At 69.8% G+C, this 26,610-nt stretch carries 29 protein-coding genes and 2 pseudogenes; 18 read left to right on the forward strand and 13 right to left on the reverse strand.

Annotated features, from left to right (window positions below; all coding sequences use genetic code 11):
- Positions 1–15: 15 nt before the first annotated feature.
- A complete protein-coding gene (locus ACIBUY_RS27420) occupies positions 16–1,011 on the reverse strand; it encodes an Acg family FMN-binding oxidoreductase (RefSeq protein ID WP_365571798.1) in 996 nt (331 codons plus the stop codon).
- Between the two features lie 119 nt (positions 1,012–1,130).
- Positions 1,131–1,838, reverse strand: a complete 708-nt coding sequence (locus ACIBUY_RS27425; RefSeq protein ID WP_365571795.1) for a response regulator transcription factor — start codon at positions 1,836–1,838, stop codon at positions 1,131–1,133.
- Positions 1,839–2,123: 285 nt separating this feature from the next.
- Here ACIBUY_RS27425 and ACIBUY_RS27430 point away from each other — a divergent pair, with 285 nt between their 5' ends.
- Together ACIBUY_RS27430 and ACIBUY_RS27435 are read left to right on the forward strand one after the other, a co-directional pair.
- A complete protein-coding gene (locus tag ACIBUY_RS27430) occupies positions 2,124–2,687 on the forward strand; it encodes a hypothetical protein (protein ID WP_399154018.1) in 564 nt (187 codons plus the stop codon).
- Between the two features lie 170 nt (positions 2,688–2,857).
- Positions 2,858–3,280 (forward strand): Hsp20/alpha crystallin family protein, encoded by a 423-nt coding sequence (locus ACIBUY_RS27435; RefSeq protein ID WP_365571789.1) that lies wholly within the window; start codon positions 2,858–2,860, stop codon positions 3,278–3,280.
- Positions 3,281–3,493: 213 nt separating this feature from the next.
- On the opposite strand, the gene ACIBUY_RS27440 is transcribed toward ACIBUY_RS27435, so the two are convergent.
- The 5 genes from ACIBUY_RS27440 to ACIBUY_RS27460 form a co-directional block, all read right to left on the reverse strand.
- Positions 3,494–3,829 (reverse strand): hypothetical protein, encoded by a 336-nt coding sequence (locus ACIBUY_RS27440; RefSeq protein WP_365571786.1) that lies wholly within the window; start codon positions 3,827–3,829, stop codon positions 3,494–3,496.
- A 171-nt stretch (positions 3,830–4,000) separates the two neighbouring features.
- On the reverse strand, positions 4,001–4,387 hold the full coding sequence (locus ACIBUY_RS27445; protein ID WP_365571784.1) for an STAS domain-containing protein: 387 nt from the start codon (positions 4,385–4,387) through the stop codon (positions 4,001–4,003).
- A 153-nt stretch (positions 4,388–4,540) separates the two neighbouring features.
- Positions 4,541–5,065, reverse strand: a complete 525-nt coding sequence (locus ACIBUY_RS27450) for a flavodoxin domain-containing protein (RefSeq protein ID WP_399154019.1) — start codon at positions 5,063–5,065, stop codon at positions 4,541–4,543.
- A gap of 37 nt (positions 5,066–5,102) precedes the next feature.
- Positions 5,103–5,699 carry a universal stress protein gene (locus tag ACIBUY_RS27455; RefSeq protein ID WP_399154020.1) on the reverse strand — a complete coding sequence of 199 codons (597 nt, stop codon included), beginning with the start codon at positions 5,697–5,699 and terminating at the stop codon, positions 5,103–5,105.
- Between the two features lie 138 nt (positions 5,700–5,837).
- Positions 5,838–6,563, reverse strand: coding sequence for a CBS domain-containing protein (locus tag ACIBUY_RS27460; protein WP_399154021.1), 726 nt, complete (start codon positions 6,561–6,563; stop codon positions 5,838–5,840).
- A gap of 337 nt (positions 6,564–6,900) precedes the next feature.
- Between ACIBUY_RS27460 and ACIBUY_RS27465 the strand changes: the two genes are divergently transcribed.
- Positions 6,901–7,776, forward strand: a complete 876-nt coding sequence (locus ACIBUY_RS27465; RefSeq protein WP_399154022.1) for a universal stress protein — start codon at positions 6,901–6,903, stop codon at positions 7,774–7,776.
- Between the two features lie 264 nt (positions 7,777–8,040).
- On the opposite strand, the gene ACIBUY_RS27470 is transcribed toward ACIBUY_RS27465, so the two are convergent.
- The gene (locus ACIBUY_RS27470) at positions 8,041–8,832 is read right to left on the reverse strand and encodes a universal stress protein (RefSeq protein WP_365571771.1); all 792 of its coding nucleotides are present in this window, start codon (positions 8,830–8,832) and stop codon (positions 8,041–8,043) included.
- Positions 8,833–9,016: 184 nt separating this feature from the next.
- Between ACIBUY_RS27470 and ACIBUY_RS27475 the strand changes: the two genes are divergently transcribed.
- Both ACIBUY_RS27475 and ACIBUY_RS27480 read left to right on the forward strand, forming a co-directional pair.
- The gene (locus tag ACIBUY_RS27475) at positions 9,017–9,904 is read left to right on the forward strand and encodes a universal stress protein (RefSeq protein WP_399154023.1); all 888 of its coding nucleotides are present in this window, start codon (positions 9,017–9,019) and stop codon (positions 9,902–9,904) included.
- 193 nt (positions 9,905–10,097) lie between these two features.
- Positions 10,098–10,994 carry a universal stress protein gene (locus ACIBUY_RS27480; protein ID WP_365571765.1) on the forward strand — a complete coding sequence of 299 codons (897 nt, stop codon included), beginning with the start codon at positions 10,098–10,100 and terminating at the stop codon, positions 10,992–10,994.
- 196 nt (positions 10,995–11,190) lie between these two features.
- Here ACIBUY_RS27480 and ACIBUY_RS27485 read toward each other — a convergent pair whose 3' ends face one another.
- Entirely contained in the window at positions 11,191–11,331 is a 141-nt protein-coding gene (locus tag ACIBUY_RS27485) for a hypothetical protein (protein WP_365572028.1), read from the reverse strand.
- Between ACIBUY_RS27485 and ACIBUY_RS27490 the strand changes: the two genes are divergently transcribed.
- Positions 11,270–11,566, forward strand: a complete 297-nt coding sequence (locus ACIBUY_RS27490; RefSeq protein ID WP_365572018.1) for an SHOCT domain-containing protein — start codon at positions 11,270–11,272, stop codon at positions 11,564–11,566. The genes ACIBUY_RS27485 and ACIBUY_RS27490 overlap by 62 nt on opposite strands.
- 519 nt (positions 11,567–12,085) lie before the next feature.
- The gene (locus tag ACIBUY_RS27495) at positions 12,086–12,700 is read left to right on the forward strand and encodes a TetR/AcrR family transcriptional regulator C-terminal domain-containing protein (RefSeq protein ID WP_399154024.1); all 615 of its coding nucleotides are present in this window, start codon (positions 12,086–12,088) and stop codon (positions 12,698–12,700) included.
- Positions 12,701–12,750: 50 nt separating this feature from the next.
- Here ACIBUY_RS27495 and ACIBUY_RS27500 read toward each other — a convergent pair whose 3' ends face one another.
- Positions 12,751–12,933, reverse strand: a complete 183-nt coding sequence (locus ACIBUY_RS27500) for a hypothetical protein (protein WP_399154025.1) — start codon at positions 12,931–12,933, stop codon at positions 12,751–12,753.
- Positions 12,934–13,302: 369 nt separating this feature from the next.
- Between ACIBUY_RS27500 and ACIBUY_RS27505 the strand changes: the two genes are divergently transcribed.
- Positions 13,303–13,461 (forward strand): hypothetical protein, encoded by a 159-nt coding sequence (locus ACIBUY_RS27505; protein ID WP_365571756.1) that lies wholly within the window; start codon positions 13,303–13,305, stop codon positions 13,459–13,461.
- 61 nt (positions 13,462–13,522) lie between these two features.
- On the opposite strand, the pseudogene ACIBUY_RS27510 reads toward ACIBUY_RS27505, so the two are convergent.
- A pseudogene (locus tag ACIBUY_RS27510) lies at positions 13,523–13,720 on the reverse strand (transposase); the annotation flags it as partial.
- 101 nt (positions 13,721–13,821) lie between these two features.
- Between ACIBUY_RS27510 and ACIBUY_RS27515 the strand changes: the two are divergent.
- Positions 13,822–14,295 (forward strand): RICIN domain-containing protein, encoded by a 474-nt coding sequence (locus ACIBUY_RS27515; protein ID WP_399154026.1) that lies wholly within the window; start codon positions 13,822–13,824, stop codon positions 14,293–14,295.
- A gap of 229 nt (positions 14,296–14,524) precedes the next feature.
- On the opposite strand, the gene ACIBUY_RS27520 is transcribed toward ACIBUY_RS27515, so the two are convergent.
- Positions 14,525–14,995 (reverse strand): hypothetical protein, encoded by a 471-nt coding sequence (locus ACIBUY_RS27520; RefSeq protein WP_365571750.1) that lies wholly within the window; start codon positions 14,993–14,995, stop codon positions 14,525–14,527.
- Positions 14,996–15,549: 554 nt separating this feature from the next.
- Here ACIBUY_RS27520 and ACIBUY_RS27525 point away from each other — a divergent pair.
- The 9 genes from ACIBUY_RS27525 to ACIBUY_RS27565 all read left to right on the forward strand — a co-directional run bounded on the left by ACIBUY_RS27525 (position 15,550) and on the right by ACIBUY_RS27565 (position 25,909).
- Positions 15,550–15,885: a cupin domain-containing protein gene (locus ACIBUY_RS27525; RefSeq protein WP_399154027.1), complete on the forward strand. Its 336-nt coding sequence runs from the start codon at positions 15,550–15,552 to the stop codon at positions 15,883–15,885.
- Between the two features lie 1,223 nt (positions 15,886–17,108).
- Positions 17,109–18,755 carry a collagen-binding domain-containing protein gene (locus ACIBUY_RS27530; RefSeq protein ID WP_399154028.1) on the forward strand — a complete coding sequence of 549 codons (1,647 nt, stop codon included), beginning with the start codon at positions 17,109–17,111 and terminating at the stop codon, positions 18,753–18,755.
- 1 nt (position 18,756) lies between these two features.
- Positions 18,757–19,371 (forward strand): L,D-transpeptidase, encoded by a 615-nt coding sequence (locus ACIBUY_RS27535; protein ID WP_399154029.1) that lies wholly within the window; start codon positions 18,757–18,759, stop codon positions 19,369–19,371.
- A 49-nt stretch (positions 19,372–19,420) separates the two neighbouring features.
- Positions 19,421–19,669 carry a hypothetical protein gene (locus ACIBUY_RS27540; protein WP_399154050.1) on the forward strand — a complete coding sequence of 83 codons (249 nt, stop codon included), beginning with the start codon at positions 19,421–19,423 and terminating at the stop codon, positions 19,667–19,669.
- 158 nt (positions 19,670–19,827) lie between these two features.
- Entirely contained in the window at positions 19,828–20,787 is a 960-nt protein-coding gene (locus tag ACIBUY_RS27545) for a hypothetical protein (protein ID WP_399154030.1), read from the forward strand.
- A 54-nt stretch (positions 20,788–20,841) separates the two neighbouring features.
- Positions 20,842–22,572, forward strand: coding sequence for a biosynthetic-type acetolactate synthase large subunit (gene ilvB, locus ACIBUY_RS27550; protein WP_399154031.1), 1,731 nt, complete (start codon positions 20,842–20,844; stop codon positions 22,570–22,572).
- Between the two features lie 109 nt (positions 22,573–22,681).
- Positions 22,682–23,749 (forward strand): Glu/Leu/Phe/Val dehydrogenase, encoded by a 1,068-nt coding sequence (locus ACIBUY_RS27555; RefSeq protein ID WP_399154032.1) that lies wholly within the window; start codon positions 22,682–22,684, stop codon positions 23,747–23,749.
- A 48-nt stretch (positions 23,750–23,797) separates the two neighbouring features.
- Positions 23,798–24,637 carry a hypothetical protein gene (locus tag ACIBUY_RS27560; protein ID WP_399154033.1) on the forward strand — a complete coding sequence of 280 codons (840 nt, stop codon included), beginning with the start codon at positions 23,798–23,800 and terminating at the stop codon, positions 24,635–24,637.
- A gap of 834 nt (positions 24,638–25,471) precedes the next feature.
- Positions 25,472–25,909, forward strand: a complete 438-nt coding sequence (locus tag ACIBUY_RS27565) for a VOC family protein (protein WP_399154034.1) — start codon at positions 25,472–25,474, stop codon at positions 25,907–25,909.
- 49 nt (positions 25,910–25,958) lie between these two features.
- Here ACIBUY_RS27565 and ACIBUY_RS27570 read toward each other — a convergent pair.
- Positions 25,959–26,610: pseudogene (locus tag ACIBUY_RS27570) on the reverse strand (transposase); the annotation flags it as partial.

The following is a 26,610-nucleotide window of genomic DNA, read 5'->3' on the forward strand; positions in this document are numbered from 1 at the left end:
ACCGATGCCGGGGCGCTACTCCGTGAGCCCGTTCAGAACGTGCTCGGGTGCGCGGCGCGGAGTGACCGGACCCGCGGGGCCGTAGCCGAGCCGGACGAGCATCTGCACGTGATCGCCGGGCCTGTGCGCCGCGCGGAGCCGCGCCCGTAGGTCGGGCCACTCCATGGCCTGGTGCAGGAGGGAGGTCCGCAGCCCGTGTGCCGTTGCCAGGAGCAGGACGTGCTGCAGGGCCTCGCCGCTGCGCAGCCAGTCGACACGCCGGTCGTGCGCGGTGGTGAGCACACCGAGTGTGGGAGCGTGCTCGAACGCTTCGGACCGCAGGCGCCGGGGCCGGGGTGTGGCGCTGAAGTCGCGCATGGGGAGCCGCTCGAAGCTGTCCTGGGGGCCGAGGGCGGCAGATGGGATGCCGAAGCCGGAGTCGGGGCCGTATGCGTCGGGCACGAGGGCGCGCCGGCTCTCGGTACTGCGCAGGGCGTCGGCGTGGTTGCGGCGCTCCGCGTACGCGGTGATCTCCAGCAGGCGGGCCGTCTCGGCCCGGTCGGGCAGGGAGAGCAGGGCGCCTTCGGCATGGGCGGCCTCGGTGAGTTCGCGCAGGGTGGCGACGGGCGGACGCACGCCGGTGAACGGGGAGCGACTGGAGTGCCGACGCCCGATCGCCTCGTAGAGCCCGGGGTGGTGCGTGCCGCTGGGGGCAGGGTTCGGGGCGAGGCGGACCGTGGCCAACAGGCCGGGGTGATCCGGGTCGGGGAGCAGGCGGGGCATCGCGTTCCAGCCGAGGCGGAGTGCCGCGACGCGAAGGTTGAACAGGGCGGCCCCCGCGGCCAGATGGAGCGCCCGCCCGTGCGGATCCTCGTGCGGCAGGCTCCGCTCGGGGGCGGCATGGATCTCCACGGTGCGGGAATCGGCGTCGAAGCGGAAGCGCCACGGCTGGGTGTTGTGCATCGAGGGCGCCGCGATCGCGGCCGAGAGCAGCCTTTCCAAAGTGGTGGCGTCCGGGGACGTGAGCGACATGAGGCACCTCCTCCGGCCGGCGGTCCGTCGCGGCGGACCGCTGTGCGTTGCGTACAGGGTCGCCCCGTGTGCACACGCGGTGGCAGGGGCCGCCCGGCCCGGGGGCGGGACCGGGAGGGTCACGAACCGACAGGCCGGTGCTGGACTTCTTGGGGGCGGGCACCGAAAACGGCGGCCTGTACGCGGCGCTGAACGCCGAGTTTGTGCAGGATCCGGGAGACGCTGTTCTTGACGGTCTTCTCGGACAGGTAGAGGCGCTTGCCGATCTCCCGGTTGGTGAGGCCGTTGCCGATCAGCGTCAGAATCTCCCGCTCGCGTGCGGAGAGTGCTTTGAGTTCGGGGAGCTCTGTGCCCGCGTCGGCGCCGTCCGGGTGGCCGCGCAGGGTGCCCATCAGCCGCGTCGTCGTGGCAGGGTCGAGCATGGACTGGCCGGCGGCGACGGTGCGTACGGCGTCAACGAGGTCGGCCCCCCTGACCTGCTTGAGTACGTAGCCCGACGCACCCGCCATGATCGAGTCGAGCAGGGCGTCATCGTCGTCGAACGACGTGAGCATGAGGCAGGCCAGGTCGGGTACACGGTCGCGCAGTTCGCGGCAGACCGTGATCCCGTCGCTGTCCGCCAGCCGTACGTCGAGCACCGCGACATCGGGACGCAGAGCCGGGACACGGGCCAGCGCCTGCGCGGCGGTGGCCGCTTCACCGATCACTGTCAGGTCCGCTTCGGTGTCGAGAAGGTCAGTGAGGCCGCGGCGTACGACCTCGTGATCGTCGAGCACGAAGACCCTGATCGGCGCCGGGTCGGGGGACGTCGCTGGCGGATCGGTCATGTCGGACCTCGCGGGACGTGCCTGGATCGTCGATGGCGGCGCGGGCTCACCGGGTCCCATCCGGTCTGTGTCGATCCTCGTTCACCGGACGAGTGCCCGCCAGGGGCGAACGGGCCACATGGAGCGGTGAGTTGGGCCGTCGAGCCCACGTGAGGTACCTGACCGGCCGCTGCCGGTCCTGGGACATGCCTGGCAGGTTCGCCACAAGGAGAACCCGCACGGACCGTGTCCCGGGGAGGGGAGGTGCCGACGATGACGCCGATGCGATGGGTGAGGTTGGGCAGGATGCTGTCGTGGCGTTGGCGGGGCAATGCGCTGCGGCGGCGCAGCGACGTGGTGGAGGCCTGGGCCTTCGCGGCCACCTGGATGTTGGCTCTGCTGGCCGGAGTACTGGCGGGGCTGTCGGCGGACGGCGCGGTGGAGGCACACATGGCGCGGGCGCGAGCCGAGCGGCACCCGGTCGTCGCGCAGCTCACCGAGGACGCGCCCGCGTACGCGCCTGCCACGGCGGACGGCGTCGGCACGGACCACGTCTGGGCGAAGGTGCGCTGGACGCTGGACGATGGAGCGACACGCACGGGCACGGCCATGGTCGATCCCGGAGCAGCCAAGGGAAGTGACGCCAAGGTGTGGGTGTCCGCCGGCGGCCGGCTGGTTCCCGAACCGCCGAGCGAGGGGCGGGCACAGCTGGAGTCGGCGCTGATGGGATTCCTGTCGGGGGCAGGGGTGGGCTCGTTGGTGCTCGTCGGCGGCCGGGGGGTGCGCTGCGGGCTGATGCGGCGGCGGATGGACGAGTGGGGTGAGCAGTGGGAGCGGATCGAGCCCCTGTGGAGGTGGAAGACCCGCTGACACGGCTGACGGGAAAGGGGGCCGGACGGGTCGAGGCCGGCCCGTCCGGCCCACGCGTTCGCCCGCTCGCAGGGCGATGCTGGGAGCAGGGAAAGAGGGAAGGGAGGCGGAAGGCCGGGGCCAAAGGAGCCCCGGTCGAAGCGCGGACCGACACGCGAGAGGAGAAGGGCATGAGCGGCGTGATGGAGCGGCTGCCGGGCTGGCCCGGCATGCCTGACCTGTTCGGCTGGATGGAAGCCGGACTTCCCGGACTGCACACGATCCCAAGGCTGCACGGCATCCGTGTGGAGGAGCGTCTCACCGACGGCACGTACGTCCTCAGCGCGGAACTGCCGGGGATCGATGCCGAGAAGGACGTGGAGATCAGCGTCGCCGACGGCGTGCTGACACTGCGCGCGGAGCGCAACGAGCAGACGACGGACGGCTGCCGTACCGAGTTCCGCTACGGCACCTTCGCGCGTGCGGTCCGGCTGCCGGCCGGGGCACACGGCGAGGACGCCACTGCCGAGTACAAGGACGGCCTGCTGACGATCACCATCCCGGTCCCGGAAGGGAAGACCGGCACCAGGACCATCCCCGTGCGCCACGGCTGAACTCCCTCGTGGGGTTGTGGCGTACCGCGGCTGCGCGGCCTGCGGCTTGCGAAAGCCGGTCGCGCAGCCGCTCGGCCATGTGCGGGCCGGTCTGAGAATCGGTTGACGGTTGACGGTTGACGAGGACCGGAGCGCGACCGCCCGCGATGCAGGACATGACGGCGGGCGCGGTCGCCGAGGGCGGCCGCGCCCGCCTTTGCAGTGAGCGAACTGTCAGGCAACGCGCCGCAGTTGCTGCTCCTTCTCCAAGGTCGCCGCCTCGTCCGTGAGCTTGCGGGCGAGACCGGCGAAGAAGCGGAGCACCTCGTGCCAGAAGTAGGCGGCTCCGGCGATGAACAGCCCGGTGAGGGTGGTGGCGATGTCGCCGTTCCGTACGGGCAGGCTCCACGCCGCGAAGAGGTCGAAGTCGGCGAGCCATGCCGCGCCCACGCCGAGGGCGATCAGCGCGAACGCCCAGATCTCCACGGTCAGTTGCAGATAGCGGTGACCGACTCGGGCGGCGACCAGCGTCGCCAGACCGAACAGTGCCAGCATGCCGAATGCGTACATGGGATCCTCCGTTCCCTTCGTATCCCTTCGTATCCCTTCGTATCTCTTCTTGTCCCTTCGTATCCCTTCGTACGGGGTACGCCTTCACTCTCAGCGTGGCGCGTACGCGGCATGCCCGCTGGGGCCAACAGGCCTCTGTGTGAGGCGGTCCGGCCCAGGTCGGGCGCACGGTCAGGCGCTGCGGCGGTGCTCCGCCCGGAGGCTGGGATGCATGTCGGGGATGACGTGGAAGGTGTCGAGGAGCCCGGCCAGGCGCAGCAGCCTGACGAAGAACGGGTTGTCGGTGACCAGCGTCGGCCGGCCGTGCCGGGGATCCGCCTGGCGACGCAGCAGGCACAGGAGAGACAGGGCACTGCAGTCCATGAATGACACCCGGCGCAGGTCGAAGAGCAGAGGGCCGGGCCATCCCCGGGTGCGGCCGATCACAAGGGGGCGCAGTTTCTCGGCGGCCAGGATGTCCAACTCACCCCAGAGTTCGACGACGAGCACGTCGTCACCCTCCGAGCGTGTCTGTGTGCACGCGCGGAATCCGAAGGGGGAGTGGTCGGCACCGGACATGGTTCTCCCTGCGTGCGCCGAGGAGGTGCCGGAGCGTGGCCGGTTGGGCGTGGTGTGGGGTGGTGGGCTCGTGATGTCGATCCGCCGCGCCTGCCAACTGGCCGGAATTATATGGCGAGTTGCTTGCGCTGTCCGGTGGTTGGACGTGGGTGTTCACTGCGATGCCGGCGTGTCGACGGTCAGGGCCTCGGCGATGGAGTCGGTCCAGGCGTCGATGGCGGTCCAGTCGCGGTAGTCGCCGTAGCGGCCGGTGAACAGGCGGAACAGGACCCTTCCGGTCCGGTTCAGGTGGTCCGGGTGGATGACGCCGGAGAAGCGGTGGTAGCCGCGTGGGCCGATGAGGGCACGCAGCCGCACGATGGCCCGCTGTTCCGTGTGTTCGGCGAGGCGGCGCATCGGTCCGCGCAGCGCGCCGGTCATGCCGACGCTGAACATCCACACCGACAGCACGGTCAGCGCGTCGCGGTGGCGGTGCACGAAGTCGGCGGCCTGCGGCAGCCAGGCGCCGTCGTGCACGGCGCTGCCGATGACGACGGCGGTGTACGCCCCGGGTGTGGGGGACTTGTCGAATGGGTGGACGTCCACGGGGATGCCCCGTGTGACGAGGCGGGCGGCAATGCGCTCGGCCACCTCCACGGTGGAACCGTGTTCGCTCGCGTGCAGGACCAGTACGGGCACGTCGACGCACCTCCGTTCGTCCGGGCGACGAGGGCGGCTACGCGCGGCTGACCGCCTTGGGTGATGTGACGGGATTCCTGGTCACGCGCACCGCATGGCTCCGTCGGTCCTCTTGGTTCTCTGCGGGCGCGTGGGCGGCCCGCGGTATCGCGGGCGCCAAGTCCGCTTTGCTCAGGGTGCTGGCGGGGACCGTGACGACCGGCACGTCGGCATGGCGCAGGCACTCGCGGCTGACGGCCCCGAGCGTGGGCGATTCCCCGTCCCGGGGCGAGCGGGACCCCAGAGCCAGCAGTAGTGCGCCCCGGGCGTGCTGGAGCAGCACCCTGCAGGCGGGACCTTCCACGACGAGCGTGCCCACGTCGGCGGCGCCGGACCGTCCGCATGCCGCGCGCACGGTCACGGCCAGGGTCCGTGTGGCCCGGCCGCGCTCCTGAGCGGGCGTGGGGCGCCTCGAGGTAGGGGCGTACGGAGCGAAGCCGCGGGCCGGATCCTGCCAGGCGTGCACGGCCAGCACCCGTGCGTGCAGCGCCCGCGCCTGGCCCATGGCCCAGCGCAGGGCGGCCACGGATGCCGGTGACCCGTCAACACCCACCACGATGCGCGGCTGCGCGATGCCCTGTGCGAACTCCGTCATGGCTGCCACCTCCCATATCGGCCGTGTTCCGTGCCGCGGCGTTGCGCAGCTGCTTCCGCCTTCTCTTCCACAGTGGGGCGGCCGCTCCGCGGGACGGCAGGGGCCGAACGGCCCACGCGCCGCCGCGTCGGGGGAGATTCACAGGTTGCGCAGCCATTCCTCCTGGATACCGTGCAGGGCCTGTTCGTCCGGGCGCAGATGGGAGTCGTCGAGCCGGAAGGTCAACTTGTCGACCACGCCGACGACGCCGTCGGTGCGGCTGGTCATGCCGGTTGCGATCGGGATCTCGCTACGCCGTTCCAGCTGCCCGGAGAGGGTGACCACGCCGTCATGGACGTCCACCGTGACGAGGTTCGGCGGCATCCACAGGGCGCGTACGAACACCTCGTCGATCACGGTGCGGCGGATCTCGTCGTCCGGGCGCAGAAAGACCTGGAGAATGTCGTGGCGGGTGACGATGCCGACAAGCCGGCCGTTCTCTTCGACGACCGGCAGCCGCTCCACTTTGTGTCCCGCCATGGTGCGAGCGGCCTCGGCGACCATGGCCCGTGCGGGGACAGTGATCGCGGGGGTGGACATCAAGGCGCCGGCGGTACGTGCGGCTGCCCTACGGGTGTTGTCGCGGCGGGATCGGCTCAGGCGCCGCAGGCGCGAAGGGCGGGTGCCGGGGACGGCAGGCTCTGCCTGGCGGTACATCAGGTCGGTCTCCGAGACCACGCCGAGGACCTTCTCGTCCTCGTCGATGACGGGGAGGCCGCTGATGCGGTGCTCGGCGAGGAGCCGGGCGACCTCTTTGAACGGGGTGGCGTACGTGGCGGTGACGACGTCGACGGTCATCACGTCGCGGGTCCTGGTGTGTTTCATGAGTCCGTTCCTCGTCGGTTCGGGCCGGGCCCCCAGAGTCGAGGGAGCGGGCGCACGGACCCATGGGCCGTACGGGCAGCGAGCCGGGCCGAGTGGCCTTCAGGAAACGTCCGGTCGGCCGGGCGGTAACAGACCCAGCTGGGCGGGCTGTTGGAGACGGGCGCGGGGCCGGGGCCCGTGCCGTCGTCGTACCGGACCTCGTTGCCGCGCCCGATGAGGGAGATCCGGGCCGGACGGTCCGGCGGATGGGGGCTGCTGGACCGTTGGCGGGGCGGTGACACAGAGGGACCGTGACATCGGAACCGGCAGCGACGCGACGGAAGGACGGTGGCGGATCATGGAACTTGCTCTGGTGGTCGGTGTGGACGGCTCCGACTCCAGCCTGACGGCGGTGGACTGGGCCGTCGATGAGGCGACCCGGCACGGCCTCGGACTGCGCCTGGTGTTCGCCTCGTTGTGGGCACGGTACGAGGGGATCACCCCCACGGGCGGTCTCGGTCGGCCCTCCGACGAGGTGTTCGCCGAGAAGGTCATCGGCGGCGCTGCCGAGCGGGCCCGGAGTCGCAACCCAGCAGTGACGGTGTCCACCGTGCTGCGACCGGAGGAGCCGACGGCGGCGCTTCTGTACGAGAGCGCGAATGCCTGGGCGGTGGTGTGCGGCTCGCGTGGCCGCGGCGAGGTGGCCGGGCTACTGCTCGGCTCTGTCGGCCTGACCGTGGCGGCCAGTGCGCACTGCCCGGTGATCGTGATACGTGGTGAACGGGCAGCGATCGACGGGGCGCACGGCCGTGTCCTGCTGGGCGTCGGAGAGAACCTGGCAGGGGCGGACGCGGTGCGGTTCGCACTGGGCGAGGCGCGGGCACGCGGCAGCGAGCTCGACACCGTACGGGCCTGGCGCTGCCCGGCGCACGAGAGCGCCGACGAACCGCGGCTCGCCATCGATCCGGCCAAACATCACGAGGCACTCGCGGAACTTTCCCTGGACACGGCTCTGCACGGCATCGTCGAGGAGTACCCGGACGTCTCCGTGCGCCGTGAGACCGTCGAGGGGCCGGCGCGCAAGGTGCTGGTCCAGCGGTCGGCCGCAGCCGACCTCGTCGTCGTCGGGGCCCGGCGCAGGCACGGGCACTTCGGTCTGCAACTCGGCCGGGTGGGACACACGTTGCTGCACCACGCGGCCTGCCCGGTGGCTGTTGTTCCGCAACGTACCTGACCCGCGAGCGAGGCGCTCCGCCCGGCCCCGCGTCTCAGTGCGAGCCGCAGCACGGGCCGGCCGGAGATCCCGCCAACCGCGTGTGCTTCCTGCGAGTCTTGTCCTCGTGGCTTAGTCGGACCGGAGTGAACTCCCGTGTGCTCCGGGCCGCGAGGACACCCCTGCACGAGATACCCGGACCAGGGGAGGGCCGCGGCTCTCGTGCACGGCGGCCGCCGCCGTCGCCGACGAGAAGGGCGGCGGTCGCCCCTCAAGCCTCCCCGCTCACGGAGCCACAGCGACCGGGCACCGGCTGTTCGGCAGGAGGTGCGCCAGGGTCGGGCCGAGGCCTTCGCCCCTGCGGCCCACCACCAGCAGTTCGGCGCTGGCGGAGGTCCGCAGCAGCGCATGACCGGGCGTGGGGGCACGGAACACGTCCTCGAGCAGCCGTACCTGGGGGTGCTTCTCCCGCCACGGCCGCAGCGCGTCGGACAGCAGCCGCATCTCCTGGTCCTCCTCCTCGTAGTACTGCCGCGTGCGGGACAGGCCCGAATGGCTCCAGGAATGCAGGGCGTGCAGTCGAGCCCCGCGCTCCCGGGCGGCGTCGAACGCGAAGTCCACCGCGCCCTCGGCCACGTCGCGGGCGTCCACGCCGAGCGTCACCTTGTCGGGGCGCAGACGCAGCTCCCGCCGCGTGGGCCGCAGCGGCACCAGCACGACCGGGCATGCGCTGTGCGAGGCGACTTCCGTGGCTACCGACCCGAGGCGCAGCCCCGCATGCCCGCCGTCGCCACGCACCCCAAGGACCAGCATGTGTGCCGTCTCGCTCAACGCGAGAAGGGTCTCGACGGGCGCCCCGACGACGACCGCGGCCCTCTGTTGCCTCAACTGCCTCAACGGCTCGTGTTCCTCGGCGAGTTCGCCGTCCGCGCGGCCCGTCGCCGGGCGATCCGCCGACGGCGCGATGTGCACGAGGCGCAGTGGCAGACCGCGCAGCCGCGCCTCGTGAGCCGCCCACTCCACCGCGGCACGGCTGCGAGCCGACCCGTCGACGCCGACAACCACCGCTTGCCACATGCTCGTTCACCGCCCTCGTGCGTGCCCGGCCGGGGCTGTGTCACTACCCATGATCGGCTCGTACGTCCTCGTGCGCAGGGGCCGAGCGGACCGGGCACAGGGACCGGAGGCCCCTCCTGCGATGCCCGGTCGCGGACCACGATGAGAGGAGAACCCGGATTCGAAGCAGCGGAGGTGCCACACCATGCCCCGAGCGGTTGTCGCCGGAGTCGACGAGTCCCCCGAAAGCCTGGCCGCGGCCGAATGGGCCGCTGCCGAAGCCTTGCGCCGCGACGCACCGCTCCGTCTGGTGCATGCCTGGAACTGGACCTTGCACCCGGCCTTCGACGTGCCGGCCGCGGCGATGGTGGCGAGTGCGGCGCAGCGCACCCGCGCGATGAGGTTGTTGGAGCAGGCGAAGGGCCGGGCACGCGCCGCTGCTCCCACCCTGTCCGTCGCGGTCGAGGCGAAGGAAGGCCCCGCCTCGACCGCCTTACTGCGGGCCGCCGAGGGGGCCGAGATTCTGGTCCTGGGCTCACGCGGACTCGGGGCGGTGAGCGGCGTCCTCGTCGGCTCGGTCGCGCAGAGCGTCGCGGGCCGCACTCCTGTCCCTCTGGTACTCGTACGTGAGGGGGCCACGCCCCACGACGCCGGGACGCACCGTGACGTGGTCCTCGGCCTCGATCTCGGAGATCCCTGCGACGAGGTCATTCAATTCGCTTTCACCGAGGCCGACTTGCGGGGCGCGCGCCTCAAGGTCGTCTCCGCCTGGAAGAGCCCGGCGCTGTACACGCTCGGCCCCGGAGAGGTCGCCCTGGCCCAGGGCGGCCCGCAGCGTGCATCGGAGTGGCAGGGCTTCCAGGACGCCGTGCTGCACAGCTGGCGCGACGCCTACCCGAACGTCGCCGTCACCGGTACCGCCATCGAGGGCTCGGCGGCGACGCCCCTCCTGCGCGCGGCATCGGGTGCCTGTCTCCTCGTCGTGGGCCGCCGTGCCCGGGAAGGGCATCACCTCGGCCCGAGCAACGGCCCCGTCACCCACGAGGCGATGCACCACGCCCGCTGCCCGGTCGCTGTCATCCCCCACAAATGAACCCTTTCCGCGGAGGAGGTCTGCGATGGGCAGGCCGCATCGATACGTGTACGCGTTCACCGGACGCAACAGGTCCATGCCGGCTCCTGCTGACGGCGCCGGAAGCCTCGTCGAACGCACGACCCTCAAGACCATCGATGTCAACGACAACAGGTGACGTGTCCAGAAGGCGACGTGCAAGGAGGCGGCAGTCATGTTCAAGCCGATAGTGGTGGGAGTGGACGGTTCCCGCGAGGGCGCGGCCGCGGCCGAATGGGCGGCCCGGGAAGCCGTCAGGCGCGGCCTGCCCTTGAGGATCGTGCACGCCTGGGAAGGCATGCCCCCGGACGACACCGAGGCGGACCTGCCCGAGCTGAAGGTGCCGCAGTACTGGGCGCGCCGCGTCCTGCGCACCACCGTCGAACAACTCGGCGCCCGTCACCCGCAGTTGTACATGGCTGCCGAACAGGTACGGCGGCCACCGCGCCCCGCCCTGCTGGCCGAGGCGGAGCGTGCCGAACTCCTCGTCCTCGGCAGCCAGGGCCTCGGGGGAATGGGCGGAGTTCTCGCGGGCTCCGTCGCCATGGACACGGTGGCGCACGCCAGGCGGCCGGTCGTCCTGGTACGTGCCGGGCAGGGCGCCGAGAGCGAGCACCTTCCTGGCACCGACGGTGCGACATCGACTCGTACCCCGTTCCGGGACATTGCGCTCGCCCTCGACTTCGGGCAGCCGTACGACACGCTCCTCGAATTCGCCTTCCGCGCCGCCGAGTTCCGCAAGGCGCCCCTGCGCATCGTCCACGCCTGGCACCATCCGCTGGCGCGAGGAGTCCCGAGCACCGAGGACCGTGCGAACGCCAGGGCAGCGGTGCAACGTGACCTCGAGGCCGCACTCCAGCCGTGGCGGGAGAAGTTCTCGGCAATCCCCGTCGAGGACAGCGTGACCGAAGGGCGGGCGGTCCATCAGATCGTGAAGGCCGCGCGCGGAGCGGGACTTCTGGTCGTGGGCCGCAGGGCGCGACGTACGGCGATCGGCGCGCACACGGGACCCGTGACACACGCGGCGATCCATCACGCGACGTGCCCGGTCGCGGTCGTTCCGCATGATTGACCACGGATGATCAGGATCCTCCCGTGGCCAAGAAGGTGTGCGAAGAGGTGCCGAGGAGCCTTCTGAGGAGTATGAGCGGTAAACCGGGAAGACCTCCCGGGAAGTGCACTCTGGCTCTGAGCGTGGCGGTGGCAACGGTTTGGGGCTCATCGGCGGCGGCATCGGGACCGCCCGGCCCCTGCACCGCGGGCTCCGGTCACGGCACGGTGGCAGTGAAGAGAAGGAGCGCCGACCGGTGTGCGGCGCGCGCCTGGTCAGCGCGGGAGGTGAAGGCGATGATGTTCTGGAACGGCCACGATGTCAGTGGCTGGGGATGGTTCGCGATGTCGGCCAGCATGATCCTCTTCTGGGTGCTGATCGTCACCGCTGCCGCGCTTGTCTTCCGTGCCCTCGGGCACCCCCATGAGCACACCCACGCCCCTACCGGGCTTTCGCCCGAGCAGGTGCTGGCCGACCGGTTCGCCCGCGGCGAGATCGACGAGGAGGAGTACCGGCGCCGACTTGCCGCGCTGCGTACCTCCGACCCACTCACCAAACCCCGATACCCCCAGCACGACTCCGGTCAACAGTGAGAGCGCGTCCGCTGTCTCGTGCGAAGGGCTGCGTCCTGGGTAGGGGGCGCAGCCACGCTCCCGCAGCCGATGTCGGCACCTTCAGGTCACTGCCCGCACGAGGGATTCACCCGATCCGGTTGCGCATCGCTGCGACTGTCCGGTCATCGTGCTCGTCAGCTCCGGACGTACGTCCGATCGTTGATCCACTGGAGCGGACGCGTTCCCCGCCGCGGGCGCTCAACTGCCGTACAACTCAAAGCCTATGGGGGGCCGAGGCCGAGCTGGTGAGGGGCGCAGGCAGGCTCCCGCCTGTTCGGCGAAGCGAACTCGGCCCTGTGGCTGCGGCCTGAGCGGCTGTTGTCGTTCCGGTCTTGAGGGATGCTGGTCGAACAGGGGGCCTGGTCACGTGATTCGGCGGCTACCGGCGGGAGCAGCGTCACCCGTCGTAGGCGAAGAAACAGCCGGGTGCGTCTGCGTGAAGTGTCGAACGGTGCATCGGTCGACATGTCCTGGTCGTGAATAGGCGCGAGCGTAGCCGTGGCCCTCCTGCGGTTTTCCTCATGCGGCGCTCCTGGCAGGCCCGGCGGCGACCTGGTCGTCGTCCGCTGCTGGCGAGTCGCCGATGACGGCGACACATCGAGGCGCCCTCGAATACGATCCGCGGCTTCGGGCGCGGGTGGGCACGACCGGAGAGCGGCCCGCCATGGCGGAGGCGGCCACGGCGCCACACGCCACCGCACCGCTCCGTCACCGGAGGACGACTGGCGCGAGTGGTTCCTGGAGAACGCGCGCAGTTTCCGGCGCACGCTGCTGCGGCGCCGCGACGGCGCGCGCCTGCACGCAGGCAGTGCCCCGACCGGCGACCTCGGCCGGATCCGCCACAAGATGGCCTTCCTCGTCGCCTCCGGCGTGCCCGAGCAGGACGCGCAGATGGCGATGCTGGCCGCCGGTCGGTACACGGTCGGCTGCGTCCTGGGGGAGCAGGCGGACACAGGGCCGCGGGAAGACCTGCCGGCCGATGTTCCGGTCCTCGACCACGAAACAGCCTTCGAGGCGGGCCTTGCCCTCATCCTTGGCGGCCTCCAGCAGCACACCGCCCCGCACGGAGGCGCGCCCCGGCCCGCCCGTGGCGCGACGATGCCGAACACGTAGTGGGGCGGACGCTGCCCAGGTGGCGTGCTCGGTCGCATGGGTGGCCGTGGTCAGGCGAGGCCGGTGACCGAGGCCGTGGCGTAGTGGACGGCTGCTGTCCTGCCGGCCATCGACCAGGTCGTGTCGCTCGACGAGGCCTGGGTCTCTGGAGGATCGACGTGGTCGGTCGGCGAACGCGAGAAGTACGCCGACGACCTCGGTGATCCACGGTCAATGAGCGCGGTGTCGGCCACGACGCATCGGTCGAAGGGCGATCAGGATCCGGCTGAACGGAAGCCGCCGTTCGCCGGCGACCGCCGCCCTGCGTCACGGACTGGGTGGCCACGAAAGTGCGCTGGCAACTCGGCGTCGACGAGGCCGAGAAGAAGGCCCTGAACCGCGAGCTCCCGCACTGCCCGAACGCGCCGCTCAAGGTGACCCTCGCGCGCTGACCGCACCCCGGCCCGGCCAGGCTGCTGCCGCGCACCCGGCGACTATGGCCGGGGGTGCAGGGGCTGACGCCCGGCGGCGACGAGCCGTTGCCACCGGGAGCGGGTGGACTGTTAGCCGTCGACCCGGCGCGGCGGAGAATGGCCGTCCGGCAGATCGAGGTGGGCCATGGAGTGGGCGATGTCGATGGAGTGCGCGAGCGCGCCGCTGAGGGGCTGCCCGCACGGCCGGGCCAGGGTTGCGGCGAGGGCGTCCTGCTCGCCGAGGACGGCCTGGTGGGCGGTGAACGCGAGCTCCAGGGTGGGTGGGCAGGGTCGAGGTGCGCCCGGTGACGTCGAGCTCGGTGCGCGGGACGCGGACGCGGTCCTCGACGCGGGGAGTGCCGGTATCGCGAACGACGGCGGCGAAGGTCTTCTCCCAAGTGCCGTCGACGGCCCACCTGATCAGCCGCCTATGGGCCGTCTGGTACGGGACGCGCGCTTCCAGGGGAGGTCCTGCCAGGGCGAGTCGGTTCGGTACTTCCATGCGATGGCCTCGAGCGTGCCGCGGTGAGTCGGTACAGCGCCGTTCCCCGACCGGATCGGCCGACACGAGTGGCTCGTTCCGGGTGTTTCCTCACTTTTCCGGCTTAGGCGGTCATGTTCGGGGATCCTGTCGAGGTGCTTCTGAAAGCCCCTGCAAGGAGACCCCCAGTGCGCCGCTCGACCCGGAAAGCCTTCGCCGCCTTCATCGCCGCCGCCGGCCTCGCCTTCTCTGTCCTCACCCCCACACCCGCGTCGGCTGCCACCACCACCAGCCGCTTCGCGAACTACCGCTACGGTGACTGCCTGCGCGAGACCTCCGAAACCGGCCTCGAGGGCGACCGCTGCACCACCGGACGCGGCAGCCTCCTGTGGCAGTGGAACGGTCGCCTCGATACCAGCACCACTCTTAAGAACAACTTCTGGGGCCGCTGCCTCGACAGCAATGACCAGGGCGACGTCTACCCCCTGCGCTGTAACGGCGGTTCGTACCAGAAGTGGCGCACCGTCCAGCCCGCCGCCCGCAGCGCCATCATGCTCCAAAGCGTCGGCACGGGCCGCTGCCTCTACCAGCAGGACAACGGTTACTACCGAACTGCCCGCTGCGACCGAGGTGCCCAGAACCAGCGCTTCACCGTCGGCTGAACGCGTCTCTCGACCGCTTCAAGATGCCACCGGGCGTGCAGCTCTTCTTCTGCGCGCGGATCCGGGAGGCATCCACGCAGGCCAGGGCCCGGTCCAGGGCTCCGGCCGCGTGCAACTCGGCGAGCAGGATGCCGTGCAGCGTCTCGAAGACGCCGGCCTCATGCCACCGTCGTCACCAGAGCCGAGTCGCTCCTCGGCCTCACGCTCGAGACGATCCGGGAAGTCCACTTCACAGGGAAGCAAGGCTCGCACGCGCCTCGTCCATGAAGACGCTCTTGTGCTCCTCGACGTGCTCGTTGACCTCGACATCGCCGATGTCACGCCACACCGCCTGGTTCAGCGCCCGGGCATAAGCGCGCACAGGAACGTGCAGACGGGCATGCCCTACGAGAACGAGGTGCCGCTCAGCGACCCAGAGCCGACCCATCGCCGCCGAGGCGGAGCCGTGCCATCCCTCGTCCTCTCCCCACGCCTCAGGACGTCGATAGGCCACCCCTTCGACTTCTTGCACACAGGCCAAGAAGTCCTTGATCGCCTGCATTTGCTCGGCCCGGCGGGCCTCGCGATCGGCGACGTTGTGACGGCGTTCCTCCAGCCGCTCGGCGGAACGCTGAGCGGCACGTTGGGAGAGCGCGGTCAGCCCGCTGCCCAAGAGGACGCCTGCCAGCGAAAAGAGCGGTGCCCACACTTCTGTCGCCACGCGACTCTCTCCCTACGACAGGTCCCTGTACCTCACCGTGCACATCATTTCGTAGTGACGCAGTGGTCCATCAGGCGCCTGCTCGTCCCATGCATCCGGCTTGCGATGTGGGCGGCGTGGCCGAGGCGTTCTGGGAGGCCGCGGGCGCCTGGATCGCGACGCCGCAGCGAGGGACTCCTGACACACCAGACGCCTGGGCCGCCCCTCCGCCCTCGGCGCCCCGCGTCTGCCTCGCTCGCAACCTCTGACGCGCTGAACCAGCCGGCGCCTGGCCGTGCTCCCGAGCCACAAGAACTGCCTCGGAAAGTGATTTCCGGGAGAGGAGCGCCTCTGTACCGACCTACGACAGCCTACGGCTCTCCCGCAACGCCGCGACGATGGGCTTTCCCCGGGCCTGCTGAGAGAAGAACAGCCGGTTGGTGCTTTGGCGGCGGTCCCGAAATGGCGGGCCCCTGTCGATTACCGGCATTCGACACCCCGGCGTGATCGCCTCTTTGAACTCGTAACAGGATCAAGGGTGTTGCGCTCCTTGGGCCCAGCATTAGGGTCCCGGCATGGAGATCATCAAGGGCGCAGGTGTGTGGACGCATCCCGGCGAAGCGGGAAATGGCTGGGTCGAACAGCTACGGACGTCGGATCTGTCGGTGGGGACGTACTGCATCCCGGTCGGCGGGCGAGATGCCCAGAGCCCGCACACCGAGGATGAGATCTATGTCGTCACCGCCGGACGCGCCAAGATCGAAACACCAGGCCGAACGGATGAGGTGAGTCCCGGGGCGGTGATCTTCGTGCCGGCCGGTGAAGAGCATCGATTCACGGAAGTGACCGAAGACCTGGTGCTGCTCGTGGTGTTCGGGCCTGCGTACGGCTCGCGCTCGCCCAAGCCCTAGCGATCAGGAGGTGGCTCTCCTCAGACGCGGCCGGCAGACGTCACGGGGGCGTCCCGCAACGTGGAGCTGATGGCCTGGACCGCCGCCGGGCAGGGCCATCTCGACCGGGCCGCCTGACTGCTCGGCGCGGCCGACACGTTCTGGCAGCGGATGGGCGGGCTGCTGCACGGCAACGCCGCGCTCGAGCAGGCCCACCAGCGCATCGAGGCGACCGCCCGGCAGACGCTCGGCGAGGAGCGGTTCAGCACGGCGTGGCAGGCCGGCGCCGCGCAGTCCCTGACCGCGGCGATCGACGTCGCCGTCCGCGCCTCGACGACCTACGGAGCGCCGGGCATCAGCAGCCCATCTCCGGCTGCGGAACGGGCATCTGCGGCGTCGATCAGGAGGGGAGGTGCCTCTGCGGGCGGCCGGGCGGTGCGGATAGCCGTCGTGGCCGAGACGCCGCGAGCTGCCGCTCCTGCCATCGGGCCGCGTGCTCCCGACGGAACCTCGCCCGATCACCACGAAGGGCCACCACGTACGAGCCGTAGGCTCCGATCATCACTCTTAGCAGGGCGGGGAGTTGTCTTATGGAGTCTGACGCCGCCGCATGGTAGTGCTCCGAATGTCCGTACGTGGAAACCGAGTTGGGCAGTGGGCCGGACGCCGCCCGTCCGGCGAGTGCGAGCTCGGCGCACTTCACCACGCGGCCGAGCTGTGTGGTGAAGCGCGTAGACGGGAGGTCGCCTGAGCGAGGGGCTCGGCGAACGTACGACGCGGGCAGTTGTCCGTGCTGCAGGTGAGGCGCCGGACTGTCAGTCGGATCACGACGTTCTGTTCAACGCGCGACGAAGCGACCTCCACAGCAAGTGGCACAGCCGCTCAAGATTTCACGTCACGCTTTCTGCGCCGACTCTTTTCAATCTCATTCCCGAGCAGCCAGTTGTTCTGGCTGAAGTTGCCCAATGACCAGGCGGGTCACATTGATTACCGTTCGGGCGAAAGTGTGCTGCAAGCATTCTTGAGGGACATTCGAGTGACGGTTCGCGGCGCTACTTGTGTACTTGGTAATCGAATTGGCGGGCACTACTACTTTATACGCCGTGACCACTACTCGAGCCTCTTCTTTCGTCGTGCCGCTCGCCCTCGGTGCCTTCGCTTTCGCCAGCGTGCCGCCTGCTGCCGCTGACACCCCCGCAAAGAACGCCGTTCGCTCTGCTGCTCGGGCTCCGGTCGGGAATCCGATGAGGGGCAACAACGGGTTCTCTGTCGTGGTGGAGAAGAATGCGCTGCTCGGCAGTACGGAGATGGAGGGACCCGCCGCGATCGGCGGAGACCTGCAGTTCGGGCAGGGGTACAACGTGGCGATCCACACCCCGGGCGGCTGGACGGCTCCCGGTGACAGCGCACCCACCTCCCTGTTGGTCGGGGGCCGCGTCGACTTCGGCTCGTCCTCCACCAGCGGGGTGCTGCGAGTCGTCGCCGGGCACGTGAAGGTCGGCGACACGGCCGGCACCTCTGTGCTCACAGAGGATCGCAACGGCGCGTCGGTCAACACCCATGTGGTCCGGGCCGGTTCCGACTACGACAGCACCCCGCGCATCGAACTGACCACGCGCCAGCCGGCCGCCTCGGTCGGACCGCAGCCCGGACTGATGGACTTCACCTCGCTCTTCGCCGGCTACCGCGACCGCGCACAGGCGATCGCGGCCTGCGCGAACAACGTCGAGCTCAACAACGGCCGCATCACCCTCGCCCCGAACCGGACCAATGTGCTGCACGTGACCGGTGAGCAGCTCAACGAACTGGACGAATTGACGTTCCTGAACAGGCCGACGCGGTCGGGACCGCTGGCCATCGTCGTCGACACCACCGCGACCGGCGGCGCACTCACCTGGGGCGTGCCGAACATGGCCGGGGTCAGCGGCCAGGACGCGCCCTACATCCTGTGGGACTTCCCCGACGCCACCGACATCACCCTTGCCACCGGGGACTCGCTGGAGGGCACCGTCTACGCCCCCCGCGCCAGATTCACCGACCTCGACCCGGCGAACATCGAAGGCGACATCGCCGTCAAGGAACTTGTCGCCGGCCCGCTGACCGGTCCCGGCGGCACAGCCGTCAACGCAGGCGAGATCCACCACTTCCCGTTCGACGCCACACTCGACTGCACCACGCCGACGCCACCCTCCCGTCCCACCGGAAGCATCCGCATCAACAAGACCGACGCCTCCAACGGCGCACCACTGGCGGGCGCGGTGTTCGACCTGTGGCGGGAGACCAACTCCGTTCCCGGACTGCAGACTTCCGGCGCGTCGCCCGACACGCGCGTGCAGAACCCGTGCACCACCGACGGCGCGGGACGCTGCGGGTGGCGTGCGCTGGAGCTCGGGTCGTACTACGTCCGGGAGACCGCCGCTCCCGACGGATACCGACTGCCCGCGAATCCGGTCAACGGCCCGGTCGAGGTGACCCGGCAGAACGCGGACACAGGGGTTTCCCTCACCCGGGACAACACACCCGACACCGCCCCTCCGCAGCCCCGAGGCGCTCTCCACCTGCGCAAGTCCGATGCCAAAACCGGACGGCCGCTCGCGGGCGCGGTGTTCGAGCTGTGGCGCGAGACCAACCGTGCCCCCGGCCTGCAGCCCGCAGGCAAGAATGCGGACACCCTGACCGGTCCGGGCTGCGCCACCGACGCCCGGGGCCGCTGCGACTTCGCCGGCTTGCCGCTGGGCAGGTACTACCTGCGCGAGACGGACGTCCCCGAGGGCTACAAACTGCCCGCCCGCCCGGTCACCGGCCCCTACCGCATCACCGCGTCCCACGCGAGCCAGGGCATCACCGTCCGCCTGAAGAACACGCGCGGTGAGACCCCGAAGGGCAAGTGACATGCCCTCCACGCGACTGGCCGCCCTGCTGCTGGCCACCGTGACCGCACTACTGCCGTCCCACCCCGCCCTGGCACACGGCGCACCCGCAGAAGCTGCGCCGTGCACGGCGGGCACCGGCCCGTACCAGCGGCAACTCGAAGCCGCGCTGAAACTGACCGTGGACGGACGACAGTCACCCGCCGACTGCGTCGCCATCCGCACCTTCCAGACCCGCCACACGATGGGCCGACGCACCGGATATGCCGATCTGGCCACCTATCGCACGCTCCTGGTGGCACAGGCCCGCACCCAACCCAACGCGGCGACGGTCGTCCTCGGCCCGGTACCGGTACGCACCGGCCGGGACATGCAGGAGACCCGTTCAGGCTGGCACCGCATCTCTTGGTGCAACAGAAACCACCACTCCACCCTGTACCACAACGCCCCCATGCCCTATGCCCAGTTCTTCGACCGCGGGCAGGCCCTGCACGGGCACTACGGCGACCTGTACGACGGAGCCGGCTCGGCCGGATGCGTCAACCTGCGCCTCAAGGACGCCAAGGCGCTGTGGCGACTGCTGACCATCGGCGACCAGATCTACGTATGGGGGACCAAGCCGGGAACGACAGGCTGATCCACCTGCTGCAGACGATTGCTGAGGCACCAACGTCACTCTCGCCGCACTGCACGCCGCTGCTGGTGCCGTGGACCACATGAACGTACACAGCACCAGTACGTCGCTGGACGACCGCACCGAGGCGGCCGTCCTTCGGACCCGGTTCGGCCACCGCCCGGCCCCGTCTGTTCAGGGAAAGAGGGACTTTCAAGCCGCGTCTCATTTACATTTCCCTTGCCTGATTCGGGACTTGGGCCGCAGCGCGCTTTTGTTGAACGTGTTGAATTTCTGGAATGAATGGATTGGTCCGAGGTAGACGTCGTATGCAACCAGCCTGACGGTCCGCGTATCGACCCCGCATCCTCGAGTTCCTCATCGCCTAAGCCTTTCGGCGCGCTGCCGACCGCGTGCGGACTTCTTTCATCGGGGCTACCGACATTGGACGACAACCCCATCACAATGGAGGACACACACGTGACGATGTCTCTCGAATCCATGCGCGCGCAGCGGCAGTTGCGCGCACCCGGCAGGCCGCGACTTGTCTGGAAGTACGCCCACCACTCACCGAGCGGAGGCAGCTTTTCCGCGCAGCACCCTCTCACCCACATCCAGGTCGTCTGGCGCGGTGCTCCGCAGGGACTCGCGCTGCGTGCCGAGTCCGAAGGTGAGTGGACCACCTGGATTCGGCTGCCGGGCATCGCACGTGCGGCCGAGGCGCGGGGAGAAGACCACTACGTCGGTGTCATCGCGGTCCCGCGGTCTCTGCGTTACGAATTACGCGTTCCCCGAGGTATGTCGGTGGTCCGTATCGTCGAATGGTGTTTCGCCTTCGGCCCGGCCGGGCCATCGGACCCGCAAACCATCAAGGGGTTCCGGTTCACCGAAGGGCAGAGCATTCGCAGCGACTTCGTGCCCCGATGTCAGTGGATGGACCTGCCTCCCGCGCCAGAGGGCGCAGCGCACTCGTTCGAGCAGCCGCACGTGATCGCCCTGCAGCACCTGTGTGCCGGGGATCTTCTGGAGTACTCCCACGGATACGAGGACAACCCGTGGCTGACCATGACGGCGCTGGCTCATGGCTTCGGTGCTGTCGACGGTCACGCCGACCTGCCCTGGCACTACGTCGTCGACACCCAGGGGCGTATCTGGCAGGGCAAGGACCCTGGCCCGTGCGGCGTCGCCGACCGGGTGCCACCGCCCTGTGACGGGGTGGTCAGGATCGGCGTGCTCGGTGGCGAGACCACCGAGCCGCTGGCAGAGGAACGGGCGCGGCGCGTCGTGACGTGGCTCGTCGCTCTCGTCGCCGGCACCTGCGGAATTCCCGTCGGCCCCAACATAGGCACTGCTTCGCGCTGGCTCTCCGTCGCCGACGATCCCGCGCTGTGCGCTCAACTCCCGTCTCTGCGGCGGCAGGTGAGGGACTTGCTGTGCTGACCGGCCCGGGGAAGACCCTCTCGCCCACGCCCCCTTCTGTCCCGGAGAACCACCATGCCAGCTGAACCACTCACCGGAGCCGAGAGCCTGGTCCGCGTCCTAGAGGAGCTCGGGGTGCGGCATGTCTGGGGCATCCCGGGTGGGGCCGTCCTGCCGCTCTACGACGCGCTGGGACAGAGCTCTCTCATCCGGCATGTCCTGGTCCGGCACGAGCAGGGCGCCGGGCATGCCGCCGAGGGCTACGCCCTGGTGAGCGGGAAGCCAGGCGTGTGCATTGCCACCAGCGGCCCCGGAGCGACCAACCTCCTGACCGCCCTCACGGACGCGTACGTGGACTCGGTACCCCTGGTGGCGATCACCGCACAGGTGGACAGCACGGTCCTGGGCACGTCCGCCTTCCAAGAAGCAGACATCTGTGCCATGGCCGCGCCGGTCACCAGGACGAGCAGCCAGATCACTCGAGCAGACGACATCGCACCGGTGCTCGGGGAAGCGTTCCGCACGGCGGTCTCCGGGCGTCCGGGACCGGTCCTCGTCGATGTGACGAAGGATGCTCTGCAGGGCTCGATCGCCGATCCCCGCACCACCCCCCAGCCATCCGTACCGACCACACGGCCCGCCCCCGACGCGCAGACGATCGAGACGGCCGTCACCATGATGGGCGAGGCCCGCCGTCCCGTGCTCTACATCGGTGGAGGCGTACTGCGGGCCGGCGCATCGCAGGAGCTGCGCGCTCTGGTCGAGGCCACGAACATCCCCGTGGTCACGACGCTGGCAGCCCGCGGAGCGTTCCCCGACAGCCACCCGCTGCACCTGGGGATGCCCGGTATGCACGGCACGATCGCCGCCGTCGGCGCGCTGCAGCACGCGGATCTGCTGGTCGCCGTGGGCAGCCGCTTCGACGACCGGGTGACAGGGCGGACCGACACCTTCGCCCCTGAGGCCAGGGTCGTCCACGCCGACATCGACGCCACCGAGTTCAACAAGATCCGGCGCGCCGACCTCGCCGTCCTGGGAGACGCCCGCCACGTGCTGGCCGACCTTCACAAGGCCTGGATCCGGTGCGGCGCCGACCCGGCGTACACGCCCTGGCTGGATCGGCTCCGGCAGTGGCAGCGTGCGTATCCCCTGGGGTACGAGCCTTCACACGGCGACGTCATAGCGCCCCAGGAAGTCGTCGAAGCGATCGGCCGGGCCGGTGGAGCGCTCGCGCGCATCGCCACCGGCGTGGGACAGCACCAGATGTGGGCCGCCCAGTTCATCGGCTATGAGAGGCCCGGCAGCTTCCTCAGTTCGTGCGGTCTGGGGACCATGGGGTATGGGCTGCCCGCGGCGATGGGGGCACAGGTGGCCGACCCCGACAGCACGGTGTGGGTCATCGACGGCGACGGTTCCTTCCAGATGACCTGTCAGGAGCTCGCGACCTGCGCCGTGGAAGGCATTCCCGTCAAGGTCGCCGTGATCAACAACGGTGGTCTCGGCATGGTCCGGCAGTGGCAGGACCTCTTCTACGAAGGGCGGCGTGCCCACACGACGCTGCCCCGGCAGGTCCCCGACTTCGCCGAACTGGCCCGGTCCTTCGGCTGTGTGGGGCTGCGCTGTACCCGCGCCGAGGACATCGATCCGATCGTGGCCCGCGCCCAGGCCGTCACGGACGCGCCTGTCGTCGTCGACTTCCACGTGCGATCCGACGCGACCCTGTGGCCGATGGTCATGCCCCGGTCCAGCAACAGCGCCATCCAGTTCGCGCAGAACATGTCGCCGACCTGGGGCGACGATTCCTGAGCCCTGCCCGGCACACCCCTTCCTTGAACCCTCGCCTGCAGCACGGCAGTTCAAAGAAGGAGTTCAGGACCACCACCACGCACACAACTGCAGCCCTCAAGGAGCACCCATGGACATCGTCGACCTGACCGCCGACCACGAGCACGAACGCGTCGTGCTGTGCCGCGACGCCGCCAGCGGACTGCGCGCGGTTATCGCTGTACACACCACCCGCCTGGGCCCCGCCCTCGGCGGCACGCGATGCATGCCGTACGCCAGCGAGGAAGAGGCGGTGGAGGACGCCCTTGCACTGTCCAGGGCGATGACGCACAAGAACGCCATCGCCCTCCTCCCGCACGGCGGCGGCAAAGCCGTGATCATGGCCGACCCCGTCACCGAGAAGAACAGCGCGCGACTCGACGCCTTCGCGGCCTTCCTTCACTCGCTGAACGGTGAGTACATCGCTGCCTGCGACGTCGGCACGACACCGGCTGACATGCAGCGCATCTCCCGCACCACACCCCACGTCACCGGCCGGCCGGCCGAGCACGGTGGCGCAGACGACTCCGGCTCGCTCACCGCCTTCGGCGTGTTCCAGGCCATGCTCGCCTGCGCCGAACACATCTGGAAATCCCCGGACTTGACCGGGCGGACCGTGGGTGTCACCGGGCTGGGCAAGGTAGGGCGCAGGCTTGTGGGACATCTGATGGAGGCCGGTGCGAAGGTCGTGGCGACCGACGTCTCACCACAGGCCCGCGACCAAGTCAGCGCCCGCCACCGTGATGTCACCCTCGTCGAGGACGACGAGGCCGTGGTGGAGTCCGGCCTCGACATCTACGCTCCCTGCGCGTTGGGCGGAGCCATCACCGCCCGGCGTGCGGCGACGATCGACACGGCGATCATCTGCGGTGCCGCCAACCGCCAACTCCATGCCGCCGATCTGGACCTGGTCCTGCACGAACGCGGCGTCCTCTACGCCCCGGACTTCCTGGTGAACGCGGGCGGCGTCATCCAGATCGCCGACGAGCTCAAGCACTTCGACGCCGAGCGCGCCCGTGCCCACGCACAGCGCATCCACGGCACCACCCGCCGAGTGCTCGCGGAGTCGGACGCCACGGGCCGCACCCCGCACCGCGTCGCGCTGGAGCTGGCGGAACGCATCGTGGCGCGCGGCCCCGCCCGAGCGACGGATCACTGACCACCCACGCGCCCCGGCACGGCCCACAGCGCCAGAAAGGCGAACTCCGTGACCAGCAAGCCAGCAGTGCTCTACGTGACCGACCCGCACTACGCCGCCCAGGGCGGGAGAACCTACGGAGCGGAGGACGTCCACCTCACCGACCGGCTCAGCGACAACTTCGCGATCACGACCTGCACCCCCGCACAGGCACCTGAACTCATGAAGCGGTACGAGCTCGTCGTCGTCCGCAACAGCGGCCCCGTGATCCACTACCGGTCCGTCTACGAACGCTTCTGCAAGGAGGCCGTGCGCGCCGGATGCCTCCTCTACAACGAGCTGCGCGGCAAGGCCGACATGGCGGGCAAGGACTATCTGCCCCGACTGTTCCGTGAGGGCTACCCGGTCATCCCGACGATCACGCAGCACGAGCCGCTCGACGCCCTGCCAGCCGCCGCCGGCTACGTGATCAAACCGCTCTGGGGCGCCGACTCCATCGGTCTTCGACGGCTCACTCCCCATGGCGCCGCGACCGCCGACCGCACCGGTCACCTGCTCCAGCCCCACATCCCCTTCCGCTACGAGGTGTCGTTCTATTTCGTCGACGACACCTTCCAGTACGCCCTGTACGCACCGGACTCCGCCGCTCGCTGGTCCCTCCAGCCGTACCAGGCCACGGTGGCTGATCTCGACTTCGCCCGCTCCTTCATCGCCTGGAACGACATCCGCCACGGAATCCAGCGCGTCGACGCCTGCCGCACCAAGGACGGCAGGCTGCTCCTGATGGAGATCGAGGACCTCAACCCGTACCTCTCCCTGGACCGGGTGTCCGACAGCACGCGCGACGCGTTCATCGAGTCGTTCCGCGCAGCGCTCGACCGGCGCCTTGCCACCGCGCCGCACGCCTGACCTTCGCCGCACGCACGACGCTCACCCGCACCGGCACCGGTCCGGGGCCAGGGTTGATGCCCCCGGCCGGTATCGGCCTCACTCGCCGCCCCTCATTACACGCATGACGAGGGCCTCCTCGACCTTGCCGCCCTCCGCCCGGGGGCGGGCCGGATGCCGGTGTGAACTTGGCACTGTCCGCGCCCGGAGTACCACCTCTCAACGGGTCCCCGTGCGGACACTGCGGCAGGGGCGGCCCCAAGCCACCACTCGGGGTCCAGGAGGGAGCCGAAGCAGCCGGGAGCGGGGCCCCGTTGAGGTCCCGGGCGTGCGTCTGGTTCATGGAGATCGTGAGGTGTCGTCCCGGTGGTGGAGCCGTACCACCGACCGTGTCGGCGAAGGCGTGTGCAGACCACGTCCCAGGCCCCTGCTCGCCCTCCTTGGGCCGGCGTCAGGCCGCAGCCCTTCGTGCAGCTGCTGCCGGACACCCGCCTTGTTCCAGTCGCGCAGTCGCCACCAGCCGGCCATGCCCGAAGCAACGCCCAACTCCTTGGATGCGTACTCCCCTTGAATGCCTGCGCGCAGGGCGACCGCCGGTCCCCGCGTGGTAGGCGCACAGCTTGGCGGCGTCGGGGTAGTGGATCGGCGCGCGTCCCGTGCTCGGCCAAGGTGACTGGGGCCCGTGTCGGGTGGCGATCACAAGGTGACGCTGGACGGTCCCTGTGGGGCGTGACCTGCGGTCGGTGCCACCGATTCCTCATGCCGTTCGTCAAGCCACAGGGCACGCGCGAAGTAGCGGGCCGGGGATTGTCAGAGGTGCCCGGTACGGTGCGTCCATCAGACTGGGGAGGGCTCATGGCGACCAAGTGGAGCTTGACGATCGACTGCGCGTACCCGGGCAAGCTGGCCAAGTTCTGGGCGCTGGCATTGGGCTATGTGGAGAAGCCCGCGCCCGCAGGGTTCGGGAGCTGGGAGGAGTGGTTCGCGCACCATGGCGTCCCGGAGGACGAGTGGGATGACGGGGCGTATCTCTCGGATCCGGACGGCGTAGGCCCCACCTTGTCCTTCTTGAAGGTGCCGGAGCCGAAGTTGATGAAGAACCGGTTGCACCTTGACGTGCAAGTAGGTGGCGGCCGTGAAACACCGTGGGAGATCCGCTGGCCTCGTGTGGTCGAGGCGGTCGAGCGGTTGACCGTGGCGGGTGCGACTGTGGTCCGCGAGGACGAGCTGCAGGGCAGGCCGGATCACGTGGTGATGGCAGACCCTGAAGGTAACGAGTTCTGCCTGGTCTGACTGAACGCGCCAGATCGACCGTCCGACGCGGAACGTGTCGCGTCGGTTCCTACGCGGCAGCTCTTGCCGGCGGAGCTGGCTCGTAGCACCGGCCGTCCCGTAGGAGGGCCCAGAGGACGTTGACGCGGCGGCGGGCGAGGGCGAGGATGGCCTGGGTGTGGCGCTTGCCCTCAGCTCGTTTGCGGTCGTAGAACCTGCGCGACTCCTCGCACTTGCGGATGCTGAACAACGCCGAGGTGTAGAAGACGCGTTGGAGGCGGCGGCTGTATCACTGCGGGCGCTTCGGATTCCCGCTGATCTTTCCGGAGTCACGGGGCACCGGAGCGACGCCGCCGAAGCCGGCGAGGCGGTCGGCGGTGCCGAAGACTGCCATGTCGCCACTGGTGGCGGCGAGGAACTCGGCGCCGGGGATGACACCTAGGCCGGGCATGCTGGTGATCGCGTCGAAGTCGCGGTGCTCACGAAACCGGGCCTCGATCGCCTTGTCGAGCTCGGCGACCTGCTGGTTGAGGCCCAGCACCTCCTTCGCCAGCGTGTGCACCAGCTCGGCGGCCAGCGTCTCCCCGGGCAGGCTGGTGTGCTGCCGTTCGGCAGCCTGGACAACCCCTGCCGGATCAAACTGCTCAAGAGGAGCATGTACGGCCGAGCGTCGTTCTCGCTCTTGAGAGCGAGGATCCTCACTATGCCGTGATCTCTCTTTG

The organism is Streptomyces sp. NPDC050085 (genome assembly GCF_044460595.1).
GTDB lineage: Bacteria > Actinomycetota > Actinomycetes > Streptomycetales > Streptomycetaceae > Streptomyces.